This is a genomic window from Paenibacillus sp. FSL k6-2145 (assembly GCF_037976585.1).
Lineage (GTDB): Bacteria > Bacillota > Bacilli > Paenibacillales > Paenibacillaceae > Paenibacillus.
Genome location: NZ_CP150267.1, coordinates 2,081,524 through 2,105,190, shown reverse-complemented (window position 1 = coordinate 2,105,190; position 23,667 = coordinate 2,081,524). Strand labels below are relative to the sequence as shown.

22 protein-coding genes and 1 tRNA gene are annotated in these 23,667 nt (G+C 45.0%); 22 read left to right on the top strand and 1 reads right to left on the bottom strand.

Translation table 11 applies throughout. The features are described from left to right. Positions 1–72: 72 nt before the first annotated feature. Positions 73–163, top strand: a tRNA-Ser gene (locus NZ043_RS09220). Between the two features lie 437 nt (positions 164–600). On the opposite strand, the gene NZ043_RS09215 is transcribed toward NZ043_RS09220, so the two are convergent. Next, the gene (locus tag NZ043_RS09215; protein WP_036671877.1) at positions 601–795 is read right to left on the bottom strand and encodes a YjzC family protein; all 195 of its coding nucleotides are present in this window, start codon (positions 793–795) and stop codon (positions 601–603) included. A 202-nt stretch (positions 796–997) separates the two neighbouring features. Here NZ043_RS09215 and rpsF point away from each other — a divergent pair, with 202 nt between their 5' ends. From rpsF to NZ043_RS09110, 21 genes are all read left to right on the top strand, one after another. Next, a complete protein-coding gene (gene rpsF / locus NZ043_RS09210; protein WP_036611944.1) occupies positions 998–1,291 on the top strand; it encodes a 30S ribosomal protein S6 in 294 nt (97 codons plus the stop codon). A gap of 48 nt (positions 1,292–1,339) precedes the next feature. After that, on the top strand, positions 1,340–1,825 hold the full coding sequence (gene ssb, locus NZ043_RS09205; RefSeq protein WP_017691432.1) for a single-stranded DNA-binding protein: 486 nt from the start codon (positions 1,340–1,342) through the stop codon (positions 1,823–1,825). Positions 1,826–1,881: 56 nt separating this feature from the next. Further along, positions 1,882–2,154, top strand: a complete 273-nt coding sequence (gene rpsR / locus NZ043_RS09200; protein ID WP_017691433.1) for a 30S ribosomal protein S18 — start codon at positions 1,882–1,884, stop codon at positions 2,152–2,154. A 228-nt stretch (positions 2,155–2,382) separates the two neighbouring features. After that, a complete protein-coding gene (locus NZ043_RS09195; RefSeq protein ID WP_133386406.1) occupies positions 2,383–2,976 on the top strand; it encodes a M15 family metallopeptidase in 594 nt (197 codons plus the stop codon). Positions 2,977–3,704: 728 nt separating this feature from the next. Then, on the top strand, positions 3,705–4,694 hold the full coding sequence (locus NZ043_RS09190) for an ABC transporter ATP-binding protein (RefSeq protein ID WP_091036480.1): 990 nt from the start codon (positions 3,705–3,707) through the stop codon (positions 4,692–4,694). Positions 4,695–4,708: 14 nt separating this feature from the next. Next, positions 4,709–5,641 carry an ATP-binding cassette domain-containing protein gene (locus tag NZ043_RS09185; protein WP_091035246.1) on the top strand — a complete coding sequence of 311 codons (933 nt, stop codon included), beginning with the start codon at positions 4,709–4,711 and terminating at the stop codon, positions 5,639–5,641. A gap of 7 nt (positions 5,642–5,648) precedes the next feature. Beyond that, entirely contained in the window at positions 5,649–6,611 is a 963-nt protein-coding gene (opp4B, locus tag NZ043_RS09180) for an oligopeptide ABC transporter permease (protein ID WP_091035248.1), read from the top strand. A 29-nt stretch (positions 6,612–6,640) separates the two neighbouring features. After that, positions 6,641–7,546, top strand: a complete 906-nt coding sequence (locus tag NZ043_RS09175; protein WP_091035253.1) for an ABC transporter permease — start codon at positions 6,641–6,643, stop codon at positions 7,544–7,546. A gap of 19 nt (positions 7,547–7,565) precedes the next feature. Then, the gene (locus NZ043_RS09170) at positions 7,566–9,392 is read left to right on the top strand and encodes an oligopeptide ABC transporter substrate-binding protein (RefSeq protein WP_091035255.1); all 1,827 of its coding nucleotides are present in this window, start codon (positions 7,566–7,568) and stop codon (positions 9,390–9,392) included. A gap of 252 nt (positions 9,393–9,644) precedes the next feature. Then, entirely contained in the window at positions 9,645–10,535 is an 891-nt protein-coding gene (locus NZ043_RS09165; RefSeq protein ID WP_133386404.1) for a D-alanyl-D-alanine carboxypeptidase family protein, read from the top strand. Between the two features lie 337 nt (positions 10,536–10,872). Then, complete coding sequence (locus NZ043_RS09160; protein ID WP_339311577.1) at positions 10,873–12,462, top strand: MFS transporter; 1,590 nt, start codon at positions 10,873–10,875, stop codon at positions 12,460–12,462. A gap of 431 nt (positions 12,463–12,893) precedes the next feature. After that, on the top strand, positions 12,894–13,928 hold the full coding sequence (locus tag NZ043_RS09155; RefSeq protein ID WP_036671869.1) for an LCP family protein: 1,035 nt from the start codon (positions 12,894–12,896) through the stop codon (positions 13,926–13,928). A 184-nt stretch (positions 13,929–14,112) separates the two neighbouring features. Beyond that, positions 14,113–14,538: a CBS domain-containing protein gene (locus tag NZ043_RS09150; protein WP_062836539.1), complete on the top strand. Its 426-nt coding sequence runs from the start codon at positions 14,113–14,115 to the stop codon at positions 14,536–14,538. A gap of 264 nt (positions 14,539–14,802) precedes the next feature. Then, positions 14,803–15,105, top strand: coding sequence for a MazG-like family protein (locus tag NZ043_RS09145; RefSeq protein WP_036611930.1), 303 nt, complete (start codon positions 14,803–14,805; stop codon positions 15,103–15,105). 5 nt (positions 15,106–15,110) lie between these two features. Beyond that, positions 15,111–16,022: a DUF2232 domain-containing protein gene (locus NZ043_RS09140; protein WP_036612044.1), complete on the top strand. Its 912-nt coding sequence runs from the start codon at positions 15,111–15,113 to the stop codon at positions 16,020–16,022. A gap of 11 nt (positions 16,023–16,033) precedes the next feature. Continuing rightward, positions 16,034–18,025 carry a DHH family phosphoesterase gene (locus tag NZ043_RS09135; RefSeq protein ID WP_076252179.1) on the top strand — a complete coding sequence of 664 codons (1,992 nt, stop codon included), beginning with the start codon at positions 16,034–16,036 and terminating at the stop codon, positions 18,023–18,025. Further along, a complete protein-coding gene (gene rplI / locus NZ043_RS09130; RefSeq protein ID WP_133386402.1) occupies positions 18,022–18,465 on the top strand; it encodes a 50S ribosomal protein L9 in 444 nt (147 codons plus the stop codon). Before NZ043_RS09135 ends, rplI begins: the two co-directional genes overlap by 4 nt. A gap of 1 nt (position 18,466) precedes the next feature. Further along, on the top strand, positions 18,467–19,828 hold the full coding sequence (gene dnaB, locus NZ043_RS09125; RefSeq protein ID WP_036611922.1) for a replicative DNA helicase: 1,362 nt from the start codon (positions 18,467–18,469) through the stop codon (positions 19,826–19,828). 444 nt (positions 19,829–20,272) lie between these two features. Beyond that, on the top strand, positions 20,273–21,559 hold the full coding sequence (locus tag NZ043_RS09120; RefSeq protein WP_036671866.1) for an adenylosuccinate synthase: 1,287 nt from the start codon (positions 20,273–20,275) through the stop codon (positions 21,557–21,559). Between the two features lie 222 nt (positions 21,560–21,781). Next, on the top strand, positions 21,782–22,549 hold the full coding sequence (locus NZ043_RS09115; RefSeq protein ID WP_339311575.1) for a hypothetical protein: 768 nt from the start codon (positions 21,782–21,784) through the stop codon (positions 22,547–22,549). A gap of 284 nt (positions 22,550–22,833) precedes the next feature. Beyond that, positions 22,834–23,643: an SAM-dependent methyltransferase gene (locus NZ043_RS09110; RefSeq protein WP_339311573.1), complete on the top strand. Its 810-nt coding sequence runs from the start codon at positions 22,834–22,836 to the stop codon at positions 23,641–23,643. The last annotated feature ends 24 nt before the right edge of the window (positions 23,644–23,667 follow it).

Below are 23,667 nucleotides of genomic sequence, written 5' to 3'. Positions count from 1 at the left end.
ATAACGTTTACATGTAGGCTCCGTAGGAGTGTTGCGTTCTGCAAATGATCATGCTATAATCAATATTGCTGCGGAAAGGTACCCAAGAGGCCCAAGGGGGCTGACTCGAAATCAGTTAGGCGTGTCACAGCGTGCGTGGGTTCGAATCCCACCCTTTCCGCCACTTCAATTGTAATTTACTCAATACACATTGAGTTTAATAAAAAGATCGATAAGAAGACTTTCCATTAGGAAAGTCTTTTTTTTGTGTAACGTTTTATTGAAAATGTTGACCACGTATCCATATCAGATGCATCATTAATGACTAAAACGAAAAATAAAGAGCCCCGAAGGGCTCTTTATCCGGCGGTGCATTTGTTTGTTAGGAAACAATCGGTCGTAACAATCAGACACTTGGTGTACTGCACATAGCAATACGCGTGCTTCAGACGAAGGGCCTTACTACACATAACCACTTGCTTCTTAAATTACGTGATGAATCTCCAACAGCGAATGATCGGCTTCGTTGTCCAACGGAACCACACCTCTCTCGTGCACCGCCTAATTGTATTATGTGCTTTAATCCGTTTTATATACATGGATCGTAAAAAAGAATTGCGATTAATGGACACGGGCTTTGGTCAGCTTCTTCCACTTGCGATTATGATTGCTTGTTTCGGGAAAAGCTTCACCTTTTTGCAGCGTTACCCGCTTCGGGTTTTGAATTTCCGTGACAAAGCTTTTTTCCCCAACTTCCGTGTACTCTCCATCGTTTGGTGCTTTATCTCCTGGTTCAAACTCGGTTTTTTCACCCATGACAAAACCTCCTCTGCAGATTATGTTACTTTGTTGCTTCTGTAGTGTGCTCCATACCCGGGCTGATCATGTGCCAATATGTACAGGGAACGTTTGCTTGCACTTTGACTCGGTATTTGTTATATTAATATAGTTCGAGTTTGTGCTCGTTCCTTGCTCTCAACCTAGATTGAGGGCCAGAGTCCATAAGGAGGTGAAAATTATGCGCAAATATGAAGTGATGTACATTATTCGTCCTGACATTGAGCAAGAAGTTGTTCAAGCTACAGTCGATAAATTCCAAGGCATCATCTCCAACGGCGGTGGTGAAGTTACAGCTCACGACGTTATGGGTAAACGCCGTCTTGCGTATGAGATCAAGAAATTCCGTGATGGTTTTTATGTTCTGGTACATTTCACTGCTGAACCAGCAGTTGTAACTGAACTTGAGCGTCTCATGAAGATTTCTGACGAAGTAATTCGTTATCTCATTACCAACGACGTTAAGTCTGCTTAAGACAACTCGTGATTAACGCACCAATACGCTCTGAAGGAGGGGATTACATTGTTGAACCGTGTCATTCTGATCGGACGGTTAACCCGGGATCCTGAGTTGCGTTACACTCCAGCAGGAGTAGCAGTTACGCAATTTACTTTGGCAGTGGACAGACCGTTTACAAGCCAAGGGGGAGAAAAGGAAGCCGATTTCATTCCGGTCGTAACCTGGAGACAGCTTGCCGAGACCTGTGCAAACTACTTGCGCAAAGGACGCCTGGCTGCAGTCGAAGGACGCATTCAAGTACGGAACTACGAGAATAACGAAGGAAAACGTGTATACGTGACCGAAGTTATTGCCGATAATGTCCGTTTCTTGGAGTCAGCTAACCGTGATAATAGCGGTGGCGGCGGTGGGCAACCAATGCGTGAAGAGCCTTCTTATGGAGGCGGCGGACGCGCGAACAATAACAATAATTCGCGTAGCAACAATCAGGATCCTTTTTCCGATGACGGAAAACCGATTGATATATCGGATGATGATTTGCCATTTTAACATGAGCTGATACTCTTAGGAGATATGGGTTACATGATAGGAAAGGACTGAAAAGCATGGGCTTCAAGCAAAGAGAAGGCGGAGACAACGATAAAAGACCGGCACGTCGTGGCGGCCGTAATAAACGTCGTAAAGTGTGCTTCTTCACAGCTAACAAAATTACTCACATCGATTATAAAGATACGGACTTGCTTCGTAAATTTATCAGCGAACGTGGAAAAATTTTGCCACGCCGTGTAACAGGTACTAGCGCTAAATATCAACGCATGCTGACGATTGCAATTAAACGCTCCCGTCAAATCGCATTATTGCCATACACAACTGAGTAGTTTTTACTCAGCTTGCATACGAAGCAGTCGGCTTATAGCCGGCTGCTTTTTTGTATATATCAATAGAAGTAATAGAAATAACAGATCCACTCTAACAAATGGAAGAATTCAATACTATGGTGATAGAAGCATTCAAGGCTCAAATGAATTATAATAGAGTCTAACCTACTGAGAAGGTTCATGCAGCAGGAATAGCTGTTTATTTCAGAATAAACACCAGGAGTGGATATGAATACATCAAAACGTAAAGGCAAACAGAGAAAAAAGAGCAGTCTGAAAACCTGGATTATAGCTACTCTTTTACTTTCCATTATATATGTATGGTTACAGCAAAAAGGTGATATAGATAATATGTGGCCCGGGACAACAATCCAAGAAGCTCTGCCAATCACCGGCCTACATCCTGTGGTAGCAGAGAATGAGAAATTATTGGTACGTAAGGCAGCGAGACGTGGAATAGAGATTGTTATCACCCACGGCTACCGAAGTTCCGAGGAGCAAGATGCACTATTTAACCAAGGACGCTCAAGTGCAGGCAATATCGTTACTAATGCGCGTGGTGGTGAGTCATATCATAACTACGGATTAGCAATTGATTTTGCACTGAGGACGCCTGAGGGTGATGTGGTGTGGGATATGGAACGTGATGATAACGGCAATGGCAAGGCAGACTGGATGGAAGTTGTGGATCTCGCCAAAGAGTTAGGTTTCACTTGGGGTGGAGACTGGGCAAACTTCCCGGACTATCCTCACTTGCAGATGGATTTTGGCTTGAGTATCAATGAGTTAAAACGTGGTAAAAGACCTCCTGATTCTCATTAAAGAGTATTTTATATACATTTAAATGAATAAATATTAGATAAGCTCTGCATTTTGCAGGGCTTTTTTCTTTCTTTTGTAAAATAAATGATAAAAGATGACAATTTGGTCTTTACATTAGCAAATAAATAAAACTATACTAGATTAACTAGATTTTTTACTCTGATCGCACATATTATTTCAATTGTTAAGCATAACTGCTCCGGTTCAATAAAATTCAGCTATGGATCGAGATATAATCACCACTCATATATGTAACATTTACCTCACGCAAAATTAAGAATGTCTACTTAAATTAAAGCATACACATACATTAGATGTAACTACTATGTTATGTATATGTTATTTTGACTAATTGCCTATGTACACCTCACAGCTAAAAACAAGATAACATCTCTCAAAATCCCTGCTATATGCCTTTATAGTATTACTAATATCCAAATCTGTAGTATAAAAAACATTTATACCAAAAATCTCAAAATAAGCATTGACGTTAGCTAAAATTACACGTATGATTACATTAATTATTTTGATGTATAATTCCGCTAGGAATTATCAACATTAATTGACCAATGGTCTAAATATAAGTCTCTTAAACTTGTTTCTCCTAACAATTTGGTATTTTGTATAAGCTATTGTTCGTTATCTTCAAGAACTTGGAAATATACAGTGGATGCATTCCTCTACACACGAATACAATCTACGGAAATTATGGGGTTAGGGTGATTGATTTGAATACAGAGCTATTGGAAGTCAGAAATCTAACAACATCATTCAGAATTGAAGATGACTATTATGCAGCAGTGGATCACGTTAACCTTAAGGTGAAGAAAAATGAAGTGTTGGCGATTGTAGGTGAATCCGGGTCAGGTAAAAGTGCTTTTGCATTCTCTCTTATGGGTTTGCATAACAAAGCAAAAATCGAAGGCCAGATTCTCTATAAAGGACAAGATATTGCCAACATCTCCCCAAACAAGTTAAACAAGCTACGCGGTAAAGAAATGGGCATGATTTTTCAGGACCCATTGTCCGCACTAAATCCTCTAATGATTATTGGTGAACAGATTGAAGAGATTCTCACACTTCATCAGTCCAAACTGTCTTCCAGAGAGAAGAGAGAAAAGGTCATTCACTTATTGAATCAGGTAGGGATTCCACGTCCCGAACAAATATACAAGCAGTATCCCCACGAACTATCTGGTGGTATGAGACAGAGAATTGTCATCGCCATTGCGATTGCCAACAAACCGGAACTACTCATAGCCGATGAACCAACGACGGCGCTTGACGTTACGATTCAACTACAGATTCTGGAGCTGATCCGTGATCTGAAGAATGAAATTAACGCAGGCATTATTCTGATTACACATGATCTGGGTGTCGTAGCTGAAATGGCTGATCGAGTTGCAGTTATGTATGCAGGCGAAATTGTTGAAATCGCAGATATCTTCACATTGATGAACGATGCGAAGCATCCATATACCCGCTCACTGTTGAACTCTATTCCCACCCTGTCTGAAGAAAGATCCAAATTACATGTCATACAAGGTATCGTACCATCACTCAAAAATCTTCCTCGCAAAGGGTGCAGATTCAAAGCCCGAATTCCATGGATTAGTGAATCGGCTCATGAAGAGAACCCACAGATGCATGAAATTGCACCAGGTCACTTTGTACGGTGTACCTGTTACCAGCACTTTCATTTCCCTGACCAAAGCTGAGGAGGAATAACATAATGGCATTACTCGAAGTAGAAGGGCTTAAGATACACTTTCCGATTCGCGGTGGATTGCTTAAACGGGAAATTGGCAGTGTAAAGGCTGTTGATGATGTTAGCTTCTCCATTGAACAAGGACAGACCTATGGTCTGGTTGGCGAATCAGGTTCAGGTAAGACAACAACAGGCAGAGCCATTATTGGGCTAAACCATGTCACTGACGGAAAGATTCTGTTTAACGGCAAAAATCTGGCTACGGAGCGACGTAAGAACAGGCAGCTCCAGCGGGATGTACAAATGATTTTTCAAGACCCATATTCATCACTGAATCCAAAGAAGCGGGTTATCGATATTATCGCTGAGCCGTTTCGTAACTATGAGCGTCTGACAGCCACCGAGGAGAAAAGACAAGTAAGAGAATTACTTGAAAAGGTTGGCCTGAGTCCGGAATCAATCTACAAATATCCGCATGAATTCTCAGGCGGGCAGCGTCAACGGATTGGCATTGCACGGGCTATTGCACTGAAGCCGAAGCTAATTATCGCTGATGAACCTGTATCTGCACTCGATGTATCGGTACAGGCTCAGGTACTCAACTTCATGCAGGAAATACAAAAAGAATTAAATCTGACGTATCTGTTCATCAGTCACGATCTGGGCATCATCCGCCATATGTGTGATGAGATTGGAATTATGTATAAAGGTCGATATGTGGAACAGGGCACTACGAATGATATTTTTGAAAATCCACAACACATCTATACCAAACGTCTTATTGCAGCCATACCGGATATGGACCCAACCAAGCGTGAGGAAATGATAGCTTTCCGTCAGCAGATTAAGTCCGAGTATGAACATTCATACCGTAATTTCTTTGATGAGGAAGGACTTGCTTACTCGCTCCAATCCATTTCCAATACTCACCGAGTAGCTCTACCTCAGAAAGGTTGAAGGTCATATGTGGAAAACAATAGTACGCAGAATTATCATAATGATTCCTCAGGTTTTTTTGCTCAGTCTCTTGGTCTTTCTGATGGCCAAGGCTATGCCGGGGGATGCACTTACCGGACTGCTTGATCCAAGTATCGATCCGAAAGCACTGGATGAACAACGTGAGCGACTCGGACTAAACAATCCATGGTATGTGCAATATTGGGACTGGATTAGGAATGCAGCTGTCGGAGATTTTGGACAATCCTTCCGCTTCAAAATGCCGGTTACGGATCTGATTGGCCAGCGGATTGCCAATACATTCTGGCTCGCTTTGGCCACACTCGTCTTAACGTATCTCATTGCTATCCCACTCGGAATTATCAGTGGTCGTTACAACGACACTTGGTCTGACCGACTGATTACAGGATACACGTACTTGGGATTTGCAGCACCGCTGTTCATATTCGCACTGGTGATGGTTTGGGTCTTCGGATTCCATTTTGGATGGTTCCCAACAGGAGGAAGCGTGGCACCGGGTCTTACTCCTGGAACATTCGATTATGTCGTAAGCAAGATACACCATTTGCTACTGCCAGCACTATCAATGGCGTTGATTTCCACCGTTTCGACGGTACAGTACCTGCGTAGCGAGATTATCGACATCAAGCATAAAGAATTCGTTCTTACCGCGAGAGCCAAAGGCGCTTCGGAGTCCCGCATATACAACAGACATATCCTTAGGAACTCCTTGTTGCCAATTGCTGCATTTTTCGGATATGAGATTACCGGATTGATCGGCGGTACTATATTTATTGAGAGTATATTCAGCTATCCGGGTATGGGACAGTTGTTCCTGAATTCCATCTCTTTAAGGGATTTCAGTGTGGTTACCGCACTTGTACTCTTATACGGGATAGCTACCATTCTGGGATCATTGCTGTCTGATATCATTCTAGGATTAGTCGATCCGCGTATTCGCATTAAGTAAGAACTTGAAGATTTCGGGGTGAAAACAAGATGAGCAAGACCAATGATGTTGTTGTAACTTCACAGAAGGTTGATAAAAGCCCCTCTAGCTTGAATATATTGTGGAGAGAGCTGGTTAGAGATAAGGTTGCCTTGGTTTCCCTCATATTCTTGGGGCTTGTTATCCTCCTTGTATATGGGACTTCCATAATCTTAGATCAGGATGAAATCGTTAAGGTAGACTTGTTTGCCTTATATGAACCACCTTCTGCACAATACTGGCTAGGCACGGATTACGGAGGCCGGGATGTATTTGGCCAACTAGTCATTGGGACACGTAACTCGTTAAGCATTGGTATCCTAGTAACTGTTATGACGGGAATTATCGGTATCCTTGTTGGGGTTCTGTCTGGTTATTTCGGTGGAATGATTGATAACCTGTTTATGCGGATCGTAGACTTTTTCATGATTCTTCCGTTCCTGATGATGGTTATCGCATTTGTCACAGCCGTACCTAAGTACAACATTGTTTCATTTTCATTGATCATGACAGCCTTCTTATGGATGGGAATAGCCAGATTGATTCGCTCAAAGGCATTGCAAGAGAGTGAACTCGAGTATGTCAAAGCGTCCAAAACACTCGGTTCTTCCCACTTTAAAATTGTTGTCTCGCAGGTTCTTCCGAACTTGAGTTCAATCATTATCGTAACGATGACATTGAATCTCGCTTCCAATATCGGCCTTGAATCCGGGTTGTCTTTTCTGGGATTTGGTTTTCCGGAAAGTACACCCAGTCTTGGAACACTCGTAAGTTATGCACGTAATCCGCAAACCCTGGAGTCCAGATGGTGGATATGGCTACCCGCATCGGTACTGATTCTGGTATTGATGTTGAGTATAAATAATGTCGGTCAAGCCCTAAAGCGTGCGACTGATGCAAGACAAAGAAGAGGTTAAAAAAAGGGAGGAAAGGTTCATGAAAAAGGGATTATTTTCACGGGGACTATTTTTCACGATGATGTTGGTCTTTGTATTGGTGCTCGCAGCGTGCTCTGAGAAAGAAGCAGCTACTCCAGCTCCAGCTTCCAACACAGAAGAGGGAAAAACGGAGGAAAAACCTGCTAATGAAGAGGGCGTTTACTCCATTGAAGACTTCAACAATGTCAAAACGAATGAGGGTACTGCGATCGAGGGTGGATCGATTACATTCGGACTTGTATCGGATACTGCTTTTGAAGGTACACTGAACTTTAACTTCTATTCCGGTAACCCGGATGCTCAGGTTCTTCAATGGTTCGATGAAGGCTTGCTGACTTGGGATAAAGACTATGTATACACCAATGATGGTGCTGCAACATATGAGACTTCCGAAGATGGCAAAACGTTCACACTGACCATTCGTGACAATGTAAACTGGCATGATGGCAAGCCGGTAACGGCTGAAGATCTGCAGTTTGCTTATGAAGTTATTGGTAACAAAGCGTATGATGGTCCACGTTACGACTCCAACTTCACTAGTGTAGTAGGTATGGACGAGTATCATGCTGGAAAAGCAAAAACAATCTCTGGTATTAAAGTGCTGAGCGACAAACAAATCAGCATTACGTATAAAGAATCTACTCCGTCCCTGCTGACAGGTGGCGTATGGACGTATCCACTGGCTAAACATATCTTCGGAGATATGGATGTAGCAAAAATGTCTTCTTCCAAAGAAGTACGTGAAAAACCAATTGGTTTTGGTCCATTTAAAGTGGATGTTATCACTCCAGGTGAGTCTGTAACTTTTGTTAAAAACGATGACTACTGGCGTGGGGCTCCAAAACTGGATGGTGTAACTCTGAAAGTTATCAACCCGACAACGGTTGTTCAAGAACTGAAATCTGGCGGGGTAGATCTCGTGGATGCATTCCCGACAGATCAATATAAAGACAATGCTAACCTGTCTAACGTAGAATTCCTGGGTGCAATCGATCGTGCTTATACGTACATCGGTTTCAAACTGGGTACGTGGGATGAAGAGAACGGAAAAGTTAAAAGCAATGCTGAAGCAAAAATGGGAGATAAAAACTTGCGTAAAGCAATGTGGATGGCTGTAGATAACGATCAAGTGGGTAAACGTTTCTATAATGGTCTGCGTTGGAACGCAACAACCTTGATTCCACCGTCTCATCCAGAATTCCATGATGCCAGCAATCCGGGTGTAACGTATGATCCAGAAGCAGCGAAAGCATTGCTCGACGAAGCTGGTTACAAACTGGATGGTGAATTCCGTACCAATCCGGATGGAACACCACTCGAAATCAACTTTGTATCCATGACTGGTGGCGACACAGCTGAACCATTGGCACGTTATTACGTTCAATCATGGGCAGCTATTGGTTTGAAAGTAAACCTGGAAATGGTTGAATTCAACAACTTCTATGACCGTGTAGGTAACACAGGTAAAGATGATCCGAACATTGATGTGTATCAAGCCGCATGGGGCGTTGGTATTGACGTAGATCCATCTGGTCTGTATGGCCGCGATGCACTCTACAACTTCTCCAGATTCTCCAGCGAAGAGAATGACAAATTGCTGGCACAAGGTATCTCTGCTGAGGCATTTGATGTAGACAAGCGTAAAGAAATCTACAATCAATGGCAGCAATACATGGTAGATGAAGTTCCTGTATTCCCTACACTGTATCGTGCAGTTGTAGCACCAGTTAACAAACGTGTAATGAACTATGCGATTGGTGATGGAACAGGCGTTTACCTGAGCGACCTGCAAGTTAATGCAGACAAAGCGGTTGTAGCTGAGTAACACATTCTTAAATTAGCAGCTGTAAGGATTGGGGTCCTTTAAGAAGTCGGTTGCTAGATTATAATGAAGATTTCTCCTGGGAGATTGAACTAAAGTGTCTTTCAAAACATGGATTCTGTACACTCTGGCATGGGTGTACGGAGTTCATGTTTTTTTTGTAACCAAAAAATAAAAAAAATTTAACTTTTTTTCAAAAAAGTGCAGACAAAATGCCTCTTCACTTCGTCTATATAGGTAAGAGGTGATCATTTTATGAAAAGATGGTGGAAACGGGCAGGTATGCTGCTGGCTCTGCTGCTCATTATATATTTGGGTGTGAAACCGGACATGCTGGTAGGCAAACCGGGAATTAAAGCTGAATCTGCAGTATTAATGGATATGAACTCTGAACAGATCTTAATGGATTTTAACGGCTCCGAAGAAATTGCTCCGGCAGGCGTCAGTAAGTTGATGACAGAACTGTTAGTGATGGAGGCCGTGATCAATGGTGATATAAGCTGGAATGATCTTGTGAATGTGAGTCTATATGCTAGCTCCGTTGGGGGCAGTCAATTGACCCTGAAACAGGGAGAGCAATTCACAGTTCAGGAGTTGTTCGAGATCGTAGCTGTCTATTCAGCCAATGATGCAACAGTTGCTCTGGCTGAACATATCAGTGGTACAGAGCAGAAGTTTGTGCAACAGATGAATCAGAAAGCAACTCAGATTGGGCTGTCTGAGGATACACAATTCACGAATTCAACGGGCCTCAGTGAAAAGCTGCTTGGTCCTAACCGTCCGATGGATATACAAGGGCAGACCTTAATGACGGCTATAGATGCATGCAAGCTTGCGCGATATCTGCTGAATAACCATCCCGAGATTTTAAGAATTTCCAGTCAAATGCAAGTATCAATGCACCAAAAAGGGATGTACATGAGCAACACGAACTGGATGTTGTCCTCCATTGGTGGGCCATATGCTTACGATGGGAATGACGGATTGAAGACCGGGTATGATGAAGATTCCGGATATCATTTTGTGGGGACAGCTGAACGTGATGGCAAAAGACTGATATCAGTTGTATTTGGAACAGATACTCGTGAAGGGCGTTTTGTGGAGACTCGGAAGTTGTTCAACTATGGGTTTTCGGGCTCAAAATGAGAGGGCGTACATAGGCATCATCAAAGAGACCTTCAGGACGCCAATGATCCACCTGTCAAACAAACCGAGTCAGACCAGATTATTGAAGCATTACGCAAGCGTTAGTACGTTAGATAAGATATGAGGGCTGTCCGCAGGTTCGACTGAACATGTGGCAGCTCTATTTTATCGAATCAGAGGTAAATTGATCCATATGACCATATTATTAAATTGACATATGGTTTTCTTTTGTTTTAAAATGACCAGTGAGTCATTATTATTCAACTCGGTTTAATATATATGTACCAAACCAACTGTACGATACTGAATTTACGATCTGATCGGGAGGTAATATGTGATGCAAAAACAAATGAAATGGCCGCTAATCCTGTTTGCCATAGGGGTATTTATGGCTGCGCTGGATAACGGGATCATCACCTCTTCACTGACCACCTTAAATGCATCATTTGGTGTGTCGCCAACATGGGGAGCTTGGACGATTACGCTTTACACGCTTGGGCTTGCGGTGAGTGTACCTATTGCGGGCAAACTGTCGGACCGTTATGGTCGCAAGAAACTATTTTTAATTGAAGTGGCGTTGTTTGGGATCGGGTCCCTGCTCGTTGCGCTGAGCACATCGTTTACCTTTTTCCTGATTGCTCGTGTCATTCAAGCTTTGGGCGGCGGGGGGATATTTATCATTGCCAGCTCATACGTATTAAGCAAGTTCCCGGCGGAGCGACAAGGTACAGCCTTGGGTCTGCTCGGAGGGATGAATGGTGTTGCCGCTATTTTGGGTCCCAATGTTGGTGCTTTTATACTGGATCTGACTGGAAACTGGCATTGGTTATTCCTGATCAACGTGCCTATCGCCATACTGCTGTTCATTGCAGGTATTCGATTTATTCAGGAAGAGCAGGAACTGAATCGTGCAGCAGTGGACTGGAGCGGTATTGCTGTCCTGACGTTGGGTGTACTCAGTTTAATGTATAGCTTCAGCAATCTGGACGGTGTGAACATGCTTCAAAGCCTGGGATCACCGATGTTCTACGGCTTTTTCTTGGCAGGTGTAATCATTCTGGTGCTCTTTTACTTCATGGAAAAAAGGCTGGAAGGATCTGAACGTGAACCTGTTGTATCGACACAGCTTCTGGGCATTGCGTCCTTTCGCTGGACGCTGTTAATTGCCTTTTTCTCCGGAGCCATTCTGGCCTCGGTGATCTTTATTCCCGGATTTGTTGAGCAATATCTCGGCGTATCCAATACAGCTTCCGGGTACTGGTTTACTCCACTCGCGCTGGCATCCGGCATCGGGGCAGGTGGAGGTGGATACCTGGTTGACCGCAAAGGGCCGATCTGGACGTTATCGGTTGCGGGACTGCTATCTGCCATTGGATTCCTGCTGTTCCCGCTATGGGTGGAGCATATCTGGCAATTTGTCATCGCGAGTACGCTCGTAGGTATCGGCTTCGGCATGATGCTTGGTGCGCCAGTTAACGTACTTGTCACAGAACAGGCAGGGGAGAACAACAAAGGCATCGCGGTAGCGACCAGCTCGTTATTCCGCCAGATGGCGATGGCTATTGCACCTACCATTTTTGCCGGATTCCTGGCACGTTCTTTCATTAATCTGGGGTCCAACATTCAGGCAGGATTCGCTGACAAAGGAATTCAGGTGCCGCCCGAGATGCTGGATCAATATGCGTCAGGTGGAGCTTCAGGGAGTGATGTATCCAGTCTGACAGAGGGCCTGTCCCAGATTCCTGATGAAGGTATCCGTGATGTGTTGCTCCAGGCAGTGCATCAAACGACAGGGCAGGGTTACAATGGCCTTTTCTGGTCTGCGGTGGTATTCAGTGTGCTTACGCTGGTAGCTGCGCTTATAACGGGACGTCTGCGTCAAAAAGAGAAGAGCCATCATGTGGAAAGTGTGTCCACGAACGGATAGGATCGCATGTGAAAATGAAGAGAACAGTGTACCTTTTGAAACTAAAAAGGAGTCGCTGTTCTTTTCAATTTAACCGGATTGTAACTTTTCTTGCTCCTGCAATGATTACAATAGAACGAGCGTAAGCGGTGTCTTGATTCCAGAGAGAGAAAACTTCAGTGAACACCGAGTCACAAGGCATCCCAGACGTTTAATTGGTATTATATAAGTTGAACGAATCGTTACACTTCATCACTGCGAGTTCAGAATAACCTTCCGATCGCTGTTATCCCCAGATTTTTTGATTTCCTTTCCAAAGGTAAAAATCCGGTGATAAAGGCGAGCGCTACGCTTCTTCAGGTTTTTTCTGACCTCTCCGTTATTAGTGTAAATATTAGATGAAACTTATATAGTAGGCAGTATCATTTTGACAGTGAAGAAGGAATCAATGGATGAAAAGCAGAACTAAAGATAAGAAGAAGAAAAGAAGAAAAGGCCTATATATAACACTCGTTTCACTTGTTGTTTTGTTAATCGGAGGTTATTTGTTCCGTCAGCAACTGGCTGTAGCGGCATTTGATCTGTTTCTCGCCGGTTCGGTAGAAGATCAGTTATCCCGTTCTTATGTACCGCAAGAAGGCAACAACACGCCTGATCCAACGGTATACCGTAAGGAACCATTCTCCGTGTTACTGCTCGGTTCGGACAAACGCGCCTATGAGAAAACGCGTGGACGTTCCGATACCGTCATCTATGCTGTAGTTCGTCCCAAGGAATCCCGTGTGCTGTTGGTATCCATTCCACGTGATACGTATGTGCAGATTGTGGGACGGGATGCCAACAAGGACGGCGAAGATGATTATGATAAGCTGGCGCATGCCTATGCTTTTGGTGGGGAGAATATGTCCATCAATACCGTGGAGAAATTTCTTGATGCTGATGTGGGTTACTATGCAACGATCAACTTCGACGGAATCAAAAAAGTGGTTGATGCGCTTGGTGGTGTAAAACTGCCAATTGATGAGGACATTGTAAACAAGAACCCGGATCATGTGCAATTCACGATTGAAGGCGGTAAGCCGATCTATGACGGGCAGGAAGCACTGTATTATGTAAGATATCGTGAGGATAGCGATTTTAATCGTACCAAGCGGCAGCAGATTTTCCTGAACGCGATGGCGAATGAGATGCTGAATTTGAATCAAATCGCCAAAATTCCGGAATTGATTCAGATCATGGGAGACAGCTTCCAGACGGATATGCGAGCTTCTTTCATTATTGATCTGGCCAAACAAGTGCTTACTCAGGAGAAACCGCAGATTTCAAGCTTCACCATTCTGGGTGAGGGGATGAAAAAAGACGGTATCTATTATGGTCAGGCTGACGAGAAAGATGTCCAATATGCCAAAGAGCTGATTAACAACTGGATGGATCAATCGACCCCAGCCGGTGAAGTAATGATCCCTGACCGGCAAAAGATTGAATAACCAATTCCATACCAATGATGTGTTGTAGACCACAATCAGCAGTACGTTTATTCGCGGGCTGCTGTTTTTTTTCTTTGTAGTGAGAACTATTATCCTTTTGGAACATCCTGCGTTCTGATCCGTATAATATAAGTTGAGCGAGATAAGTTGAACGAAGAAATTCACAAGGAGGATACACAAGGGTATGAACATCGCATTTTTTTTGCTACCCAAACAAGAGGTTACGTGCGTGACGTCGGATTCTACGCTGCGGCAAACGTTGGAACGGATGGAATATCATCGTTTTACGGCGGTACCCATTTTGAATAAAGAGGGCAAATATATTGGTACGGTTACCGAAGGCGACTTACTGTGGTATATGAAGAATGCCGAGGGAAAGATTTCATTTGAAAACGCTTCAAAGTTCTTGCTCAAGGACGTTCCCCTTCGCTTGGATATTAAACCCGTATCCATTGATGCCAACATGGAGGACCTGATTAATCTGGCTAAAGTTCAGAACTTTGTTCCTGTGGTCGATGATATGGAACGGTTCATTGGTATTGTCAGACGGAGTCAGATTATTGAGTACTGCGAGGGCATTGTAGCCAAAGAATCGATCAAGGCTAAGTAAGGCTGTTACGAATTTAAACATTATTGTGTCATTAGGGATAATCACAGCCGTCCGGTATCATGTTAAACTTAAGAAGTCCTGAACCAAGGGCACATTCGAAGTTTTTTACAAATATATAGGTCGATAGGATGTACGGAGGACTCCGCATAAGTACCTGACATCAGTTTCGGAGAACTTCTCCGCTTTTTGGGGTAATTTTGCGGGCCCTCTTTTTATGCTATAATCGAGAATAAAGCTTTTTCGGGGGAGAGTGACTTTCGCCAAATGCCTAAAGAACTGGATGTAGCCAAACGCGCTAAAGTGATTGAATGGCTGAAAACCGAAGTGCTTGATCAGGTATCCCGATTATTCAAGGCGTTATGGGAAGGCAGTACAACTCGAATCGGGGACAGTCTTGCCAGTTTGATTATGAGTAGTTACATATTGGGCCGCAGGCTCGGTATTCCTTTCAAGGATCTGGATGCACTGCTAGTTGAGAAGTTGAAAAAGCATAAACAGGAAGGTCACCAGCTTGAAGACTGGTACCAGGATATTTCCTCGCTAGAAGATCATATGCGTAAGAGGTGAATTTGTTGAAATTTAGCTTTAAATCAGCTGTTTGGAGCGCAGTTTATCTGCTCTTGCTACTTTCGCTGTTAACTCCTTTATCGGTACTTGCCATATTTTTTATGATGATTCCGGGAGTTATTTTGTATGCTTCATTATCTTTAAAATCATTTATATGGCATCTCGTGCCCGTAGCCGTTATTTTGGTCGTATTCCACCCCATCTATCTGCTACTACTGCTCATCTTTACCCTGCCTGCGATCGTTATGGGTCACGCGTATAAAACACGCAAATCGGCCCTGTTTGCCCTGATGGCGGGAAGTGGCATGATGTTGGCAGAATACTTGTTGTTGCTCTTGGTCGGCAGTGTCATTTTCCAATTCGACCTGTCCAGTTATATTGAAGATGTGGTCAAATTGACCATTGAACCGTTAACCAATACATCGAATCAGATGATCAACGGGTTTGCATGGACACCTGAGATGACCGAGGATGTTGCCAAACAAACACAGCTTATGATTCCGTTTGCTCTCGTTGTTACATCGATGGTAATGGCCTTTATTACACACGCCATTGCTCGTCCGATTCTGAACGTGATGGGTGTGGTGGTATCGAAACTTCCACCAGCGAGAGAATGGCGTATGCCGCGTGCGTTGATCTGGTATTATTTCCTCGCACTGTTGATTGAAGTGATCTCCAGACAAAGTGATGGAACATACTGGACTATGATTGCTATGAATCTGTCCCCGTTAATTAATCTGGGCTTCATGATTCAAGCGATCGGTTTCTTCTTCTTTCTCTCACATACAAAGAAATGGAATCCGGTTATACCATATTTCCTGGCGGCTGCGGTCTTCTTCATTGGTCCGCTTCGGATTATCGGAATTATCGATCTGGCGTTCCCGCTTCGTGAGGCAATATCGAAATCAAAACGATAGGGTGATGAGTCATGCCTAAATTTCTGAAGAAACGCTGGCACGGCTACTATACCGTATGGGCGTTCATACTGCTGCTGTTGCTCGTTATGTTCGTTACCATTTATAACTGGACGCTTGGTTTGATTAGTCTGATACTGGCTTCGGCGCTGGGAATCGTCATGATTAAGGCGGAGCTCGCGTTCCGCCGTGAGCTTAACGACTACATTAATGGCCTATCTATTCGGATCAAACGGATGGAGGGGGAAGCGGTCAGCATGCTTCCATTCGGAATTGTGCTGTACAGCGAAGATCGTACGGTAGAGTGGCATAACCGCTTTGTCGCGGAGATGTTCCAGGAGAAGACAATGGTGGGTAATCCGCTACTTAATTTGTTTCCCAAACTTCCTCAGCCTAAAGAGAAGAAGGATGGGACGAAGGAACATTCATCCAAGGAGTTGCATGACGAATTCCAGTTGGATGATCGGCATTATGGAGTTATTCATAACCCGCAGGAGCGGTATGTATATGTATACGAGATTACAGAGCTAGCCATTCTTCGTGATAAATATGAAAATGAACGCCTTGCATTGGGAATTCTCGTTCTTGATAATCTGGACGAGGCTGCCCAAGGCATGGACGATCAACAGCGTACAGCGCTGATTGCTCGAGTGACTAGCGAGATTACGTCATGGGCCAAGCGGTACGAAGTGTACCTGCGCCGTCTGTCTTCTGATCGTTATCTGTTGATGCTGAATCATAAGTCTTTGCAGGAACTGGAACAGAGCCGATTTGTCATTTTGGATGAAGTTCGGGAGATGACTGCTGACCTCAAAGTGCCAATGACACTCAGTGTTGGACTGGCGTTTGGATCGGATAGCATCAGCGAGATGGGAGAACTGGCACAGTCCAGTCTGGACATGGCGCTTGGACGTGGTGGTGATCAGGCTGCCGTGAAGTCCGGACAACGCCTGTCTTTCTATGGCGGTAAGTCTAACGCAGTGGAGAAACGGACACGGGTAAGAGCCCGCGTTATTGCGCACGCGCTGCGTGATCTCATGCAGGAGAGCGATCGGGTGCTCATCATGGGGCACAAAATTCCGGATATGGACGCGATCGGCGCATCCATCGGAGTGTGGAAAGCGGCCAGTCTGTACAATGTGGAAGCACGGATTGTTTTGGATGGAATTAATCCATCTATTGAACGCATGATGGAGCAAGTGAACAAGGACGAGAAGTTATCCAAAGCATTTGTATCACCGGAACAGGCAACCCAGATGATGACCGAGCACACGTTGTTGGTGGTGGTGGATACTCATAAGGCCTCCATGACCATGGAACCGAAACTGGTACAGTCTGCTACCCGTGTCGTAGTTGTGGATCACCATCGCCGTGGCGAAGAGTTCATCAATGACGCAGTGTTGATCTATCTGGAACCTTATGCGTCTTCTGCTGCCGAATTGGTAACCGAACTCTTGCAATACATTCATGATAAGGTACAATTCACTCCGCTAGAAGCTACGGCTCTACTTGCCGGGATTACGGTGGATACGAAGCATTTTGCACTGCACACGGGGTCCAGAACGTTCGAAGCGGCAGGCTTCTTGCGCCGTAGCGGTGCGGACACCATTATGATCCAGCGGTTGATGAAAGAGGATCTGTCAGAATATATTGCTAAGGCAGAAATCATAAAGCATGCTAAAATGGTATATGGAAACATTGCGCTGGCGGTCACAGACCCTGGCAGCAAGATTTCACAGATGATGATCGCCCAGGTGGCGGACACATTGCTGAACATGACTGACGTGGTCGCTTCATTTGTGATTAGTGAGCGTCCGGATGGACTGATTGGCATCAGCGCGAGATCGCTGGGGCGCATGAATGTTCAGGTTGTCATGGAACGACTGGGCGGTGGCGGACATTTGACGAATGCTGCCGTGCAGCTTGAAGGAACGCTTGGAGAGGCAGAAAAACGGCTGACGAACGTACTGGCTGAAATCGAAAAGGAAGAGGGGCTGTTCGAATGAAAGTCATTTTTATAAAAGATATGAAGGGTCAAGGCAAGAAAGGGCAAGTGAAAGAAGTATCTGAGGGTTACGCACAGAACTTCCTATTGCCACGGGGAATCGCACGTCTGGCAACGGACGGCAACATGAAGACACTGGATAACCAGAAGGCAGCTGAAGAAAGAATCAAGCAGGAAGAGAAAACGGAAGCGGAAGCACTTGCGAAAAAGCTGGAAGCAGAAGTGACTGAACTGAAAGCCAAGTCCGGCGAAGGTGGTCGTCTGTTCGGCGCCATTACCAGCAAACAGATCGCAGAAGCTTTGTCTAAAAAGGGTCTGAAAGTAGACAAACGCAAAATTGAGCTGGACGAGCCTATTCGTACACTCGGCGTAACACAAGTAACTGTCAAGGTTCACCCTGAAGTGAAGGCAACCTTGAAGGTACAGGTAACGGAAGAGTAAGATGGGCGGAGAAATGTTATTCGACCGGATTCCCCCGCAGAACCTGGAAGCCGAACAGGCCGTGCTGGGTGCAATCCTGTTGCAGGGCGAGGCCCTGATTACAGCGATGGAACGGGTGCAAACCGAGGATTTCTATGATAAGCCCCATCAATTAATCTTTGAAGCGATGATCCAGCTTGGTGAGGGAAATCAACCGATTGACCTCGTGACACTGACTTCGCTTCTGAAGGATAAAGGTGAGCTGGAGGACATCGGGGGCGTTAGTTATCTGGCTAAGCTAGCCCATGGTGTACCTACAGCCGCGAACGTAGACTATTACGCTCAGATTATCGAAGAGAAATCGATGCTGCGTCGCCTGATTCGTACGGCAACACAGATCGTGAGTGAAGGATATACAGGCGGCGAAGATGTTGCAGCGATGCTTGGAGAAGCTGAACGTCGCATTCTGGAGATCTCCAACCGTCGCTCCAGTAGTGGTTTTATAGCCATTCAGGATGTACTGATGGAAGTATTCGATCGTGTGGAAACACTTCATCAGAATAAGGGGACAACGACAGGTATTCCGTCCGGGTTCATCGATCTGGACAAAATGACTGCCGGATTCCAGCGCAGTGACTTGATCATTGTAGCGGCCCGTCCTTCCGTAGGTAAGACGGCCTTTGCCCTGAATATCGCTCAGAACGTTGCCATTCGGGCACAGGAGACGGTAGCCATCTTCAGTCTGGAGATGTCAGCTGCCCAGCTGGTGCAACGTATGATCTGTGCGGAAGCCAACCTGGATGCCAGCGTGATGCGTATGGGTGACTTTAAGGGTGATGAAGACTGGCAGAAGCTGACGATGGGTATTGCAGCTTTGTCAGAAGCCAACATCTTTATAGATGATACGCCAGGGATTACCGTAGCGGATATTCGTGCCAAATGCCGTCGTCTGAAGAAAGAGAAAGGCCTTGGCATGATCCTGATCGACTATCTTCAACTGATTAGTGGACGTGGTAAAGCAGGGGAGAACCGTCAACAAGAGGTATCCGAGATTTCACGTACACTGAAACAGATTGGCCGGGAACTGGAAGTTCCGGTTATTGCCTTGTCCCAGCTGAGCCGGGGTGTAGAGCAACGTCAGGACAAACGTCCGATGATGAGTGACTTGCGGGAATCGGGTTCGATCGAGCAAGATGCCGACATCGTAGCGTTCCTGTACCGGGATGACTACTACAACCAAGAGACCGAGAAGAAAAATATTATCGAGATCATTATCGCTAAACAGCGTAACGGTCCGGTAGGTACGGTGGAACTGGTCTTCCTGAAAAACTTTAATAAATTCGTCAATTACGAGAGGGCGCACAATGACGCCTTCGCGATGTAACGGGCAGGTGCTGACGGCTTTGGTCATGAAGCAAAATCGTCTGTCCCGAAGATCAACCATTAGAGCCACTAAACTCAAACATGTCTTATAAATACCAGATATAGATTCACATTGAAATGGGTATCCTTGAACCGGTGATAGCAGTCAAGCAAGCTTGGACTGTAGTCTCCGGTTTTTTATGTTGAAATAGTGGGTAAATCCCGAACATTACAGTTGTACTATATCTAATTGTTCGCCATTTGATTTGACTTTGAAAAAGGGTACTGGTACACTAATACTGCTGCGTTAAAGCAGCGCAAACCTTCCCTTGAATGTAACGGAAGGACATTTTTACTGTCCGTTAGCACGCTTCTCAGTCGGTTTATTGCGTAACATGCCTGCCGGGATAGAGGACGGACAGACCAATACAAAGGTGCGCAAGGCACCCACGGAGGAATGTTAACTATGTCAACGGTAGTTGTAGTGGGAACGCAATGGGGAGACGAAGGAAAAGGTAAAATCACGGATTATTTGGCGGAGAGCGCTGATGTGGTGGCTCGTTATCAAGGTGGTAACAATGCGGGTCATACAATTCTGATTGATAACAAAAAATATAAACTGACGATGATTCCATCAGGGATTTTCTACACGGATAAAGCGTGTGTTATTGGTAACGGAATGGTTATCAACCCGAAGGCACTCATCGAAGAAATTAACTATATTCATGACAATGATTTCACAACGAAGAACCTGTCCATCAGTGAGCGTGCACATATCATCCTGCCATATCACATGGTATTGGATGCACTGGAAGAAGAGAGCAAAGGTCCGAACAAAATTGGTACTACTGGCAAAGGGATTGGCCCATGTTACATGGACAAATCAGCTCGTATTGGTATTCGGATGGTTGACCTGCTGGATGCTGAAGATTTCGAACTGAAACTGCGTCATCTGGTCAAAGAAAAGAACCGTGTCATCGAGCAAGTCTACGGCGGTCAGCCTGTTGATGTTGAAGAGATTCTGCAAGATTACCTCGGATATGCTGAAATTCTGCGTCCTTACGTACGTGATACATCTGTTGTTCTTAATGAATATATTGATGAGGACAAAAAGGTATTGTTTGAAGGCGCACAAGGCGTTATGTTGGACCTTGATCAAGGAACTTATCCATTTGTTACTTCATCCAATCCGTCCGCAGGTGGCGTATGTATCGGTTCTGGCGTAGGCCCGGCTCGTATTCAGCAAGTCATTGGGGTAGCGAAAGCATACACAACCCGTGTAGGAGATGGCCCATTCCCTACGGAATTGCATGATGCAATCGGTGACCAAATCCGTGAGACAGGACATGAGTACGGTACGGTAACTGGACGTCCACGTCGTGTAGGTTGGTTCGATAGTGTTGTTGTTCGCCACGCGCGTCGTGTCAGTGGAATCACAGGTCTGTCCCTGAACTCTCTGGACGTAATGACAGGTCTGGAAACCGTAAAAATCTGCACAGGATACAAATTCCGCGGCGAGGTCATCACACACTATCCGGCAAGCCTCAAAATGCTGGCAGAATGTGAAGCGGTATACGAAGAGATGCCAGGCTGGAGCGAAGATATCACTGGAGCGAAGAAACTCGAAGACCTGCCAGTGAACACACAGAATTATGTAAAACGTGTTTCTGAACTGACAGGTATTCCAATTGCCATCTTCTCCGTTGGTCGTAACCGTGAGCAAACGAATCAAGTTCTTCCAATCTACGAGTAATCGAAGAAATAGAGAGATTGTTTCTTGAATTATAAAATAGAATTGTCTGCAGACTTAGGCATGTTAAGCCTCCAGTTGTTGCTTGTATAGCGATGACTGGAGGTTTTTTGTATTTTTTTCGGATATAATCCCGAGATTTCCGTCAATACTGGTTAACAGTAGAGTCAAAGACCCGGACATGTGCATGTTAGACGGGTGGGATAATCGGAGGGAGAGAACGGAATGAAGTTGCTTGTGTGGTTTGTCAAAATCGTGCTAATCGTGTTGCTGGTCAGTTCACTGACACTGCTCACGACCGGATTAATTGTACAGTCATATGCGAAGTCGCTACTCGCGAGTTTCAATATTCAGTGGGAAGGTCAACCCATGGGGTTAACTGCCATGTTCCAAGGTGCCTTGGGCGGTAAAACCAGCGAGGGGAACAAATCAGGAAATGGGACGACAGATCAGCCGACAGGAGCGGACGAAGAGCAGGTTCCGGAAGATGCTGTTTCAGTTATGGGGAATGGAACGGAGGGCGGTCAATCTGGCGTAGATGCAGGCAAGAATGCGTCTCAAGGGAGCGGCTCAAACGAGGGCACAGAGGAAGGTTCAGGTACAGATACGACCGTAGGATCAAACTCAGGCACAAGTGCAGGCAATGGGGTGGATACGGGCACGGGTAATGACTCAGGAACAGATCAGGGTAGTGGTTCAGCTTCAGGCAATGGAACCGGAGCGGCCAGCGGCGGTGCTTCTTCAGGCAATGATGCCATTGTTGTATCACCGGATGACATTACAGGAGCGAAGGACAAGCTGCCAGCAGAGGAGAAAGAAAAAATCTTCAGCCTGCTCATGAACAAGCTGCCACAGAAAGAAATGCAGCAGATCTCAGGTGCCATGGAAGGTGGCCTAACGGAACAGGAATTACGTGAGATTGAACAGGTGATCTCGAAGTACCTGACCAGTGAAGAGTACGACAACCTGATGGAAGTACTGCAAACAGAATAAGATAGGCAGAGAAAGCGGGCGTGCTCCTAGACGAGTATCGCCTGATTCATAATGTAATGGACTTGTCGAGGGTGATTGAATATAATTTATTTAAATAAATACTGGAAATGCCTGTAGGAGGGAACAGTGTATGAAATATAAAGGTAAAGAGCACAACATATAAAAACGTTCAGGCAACATTGCAGAAACCTCCAGTCCAATTCGCGGACCTCCGTTCATGTGTGCATTCAAGAGATCCGATGGACTTGTGTTTATGAATACACTAATTGGAGGTTTTATTGAACATGAACTTATATCATTCTAATTCAGAACCATCAGTAAAAAAGTTTACCGAAGCGGCTAAAGAGCGATACGAGCAAGGACTGCAAGAGGCGGAGCAGCCGTTTAGTGGCTGGGATTTTAGCTATGTAACAGGGAGTGAGCGACTTCAGAGCGGAATGTTGCCTTGGTCCTATGGAACGATGGCGCGCCGATTGATGAATCAGACAGAGCGAATGCTCGACATGGGGACGGGTGGAGGAGAAATGCTGTCCAGACTCTTTCCGCTTCCTCCATACACATGTGCGACCGAAGGTTATCTCCCCAATATACCGATTGCAGAGGAACGTTTACAGCCGCTCGGTGTGAAGGTGCTTCCAGTGACTGATGATTCGCAACTTCCTTTTGTAGACGGGGAATTCGATCTGATTCTTAATCGGCATGAGTCGTATGATGAGCAGGAAGTTAGGCGGATTCTATCGGTAGGGGGACTGTTTCTAACTCAACAGGTAGGTTGGTCAGATTGCAGGGAGATCAATGATCGGCTCGGCATTCCTATGCCAGCGGATTACGCTGGATGGGAGCTGGATCGTGCTGTTCTTCAGCTGGAACAGTGTGGATTCCGTATTCTGGAGCAACGGGAAGCAACTCCCGCGCAGCGTTTCTATGATATAGGGGCACTGGTATATTATCTAAAGACCATCCCGTGGCAAGTACCTGATTTCAAGGTAGAACAGTTCCGTGAGCCATTAATGTATATTCATACGGAGATGGAGCAAAATGGATTCTGGGAAGTACAGCAGAAGCGATTTGTAATTCTTGCAGTCAAAGAATAGAGACTAAAAGTTAATTTCTATTGT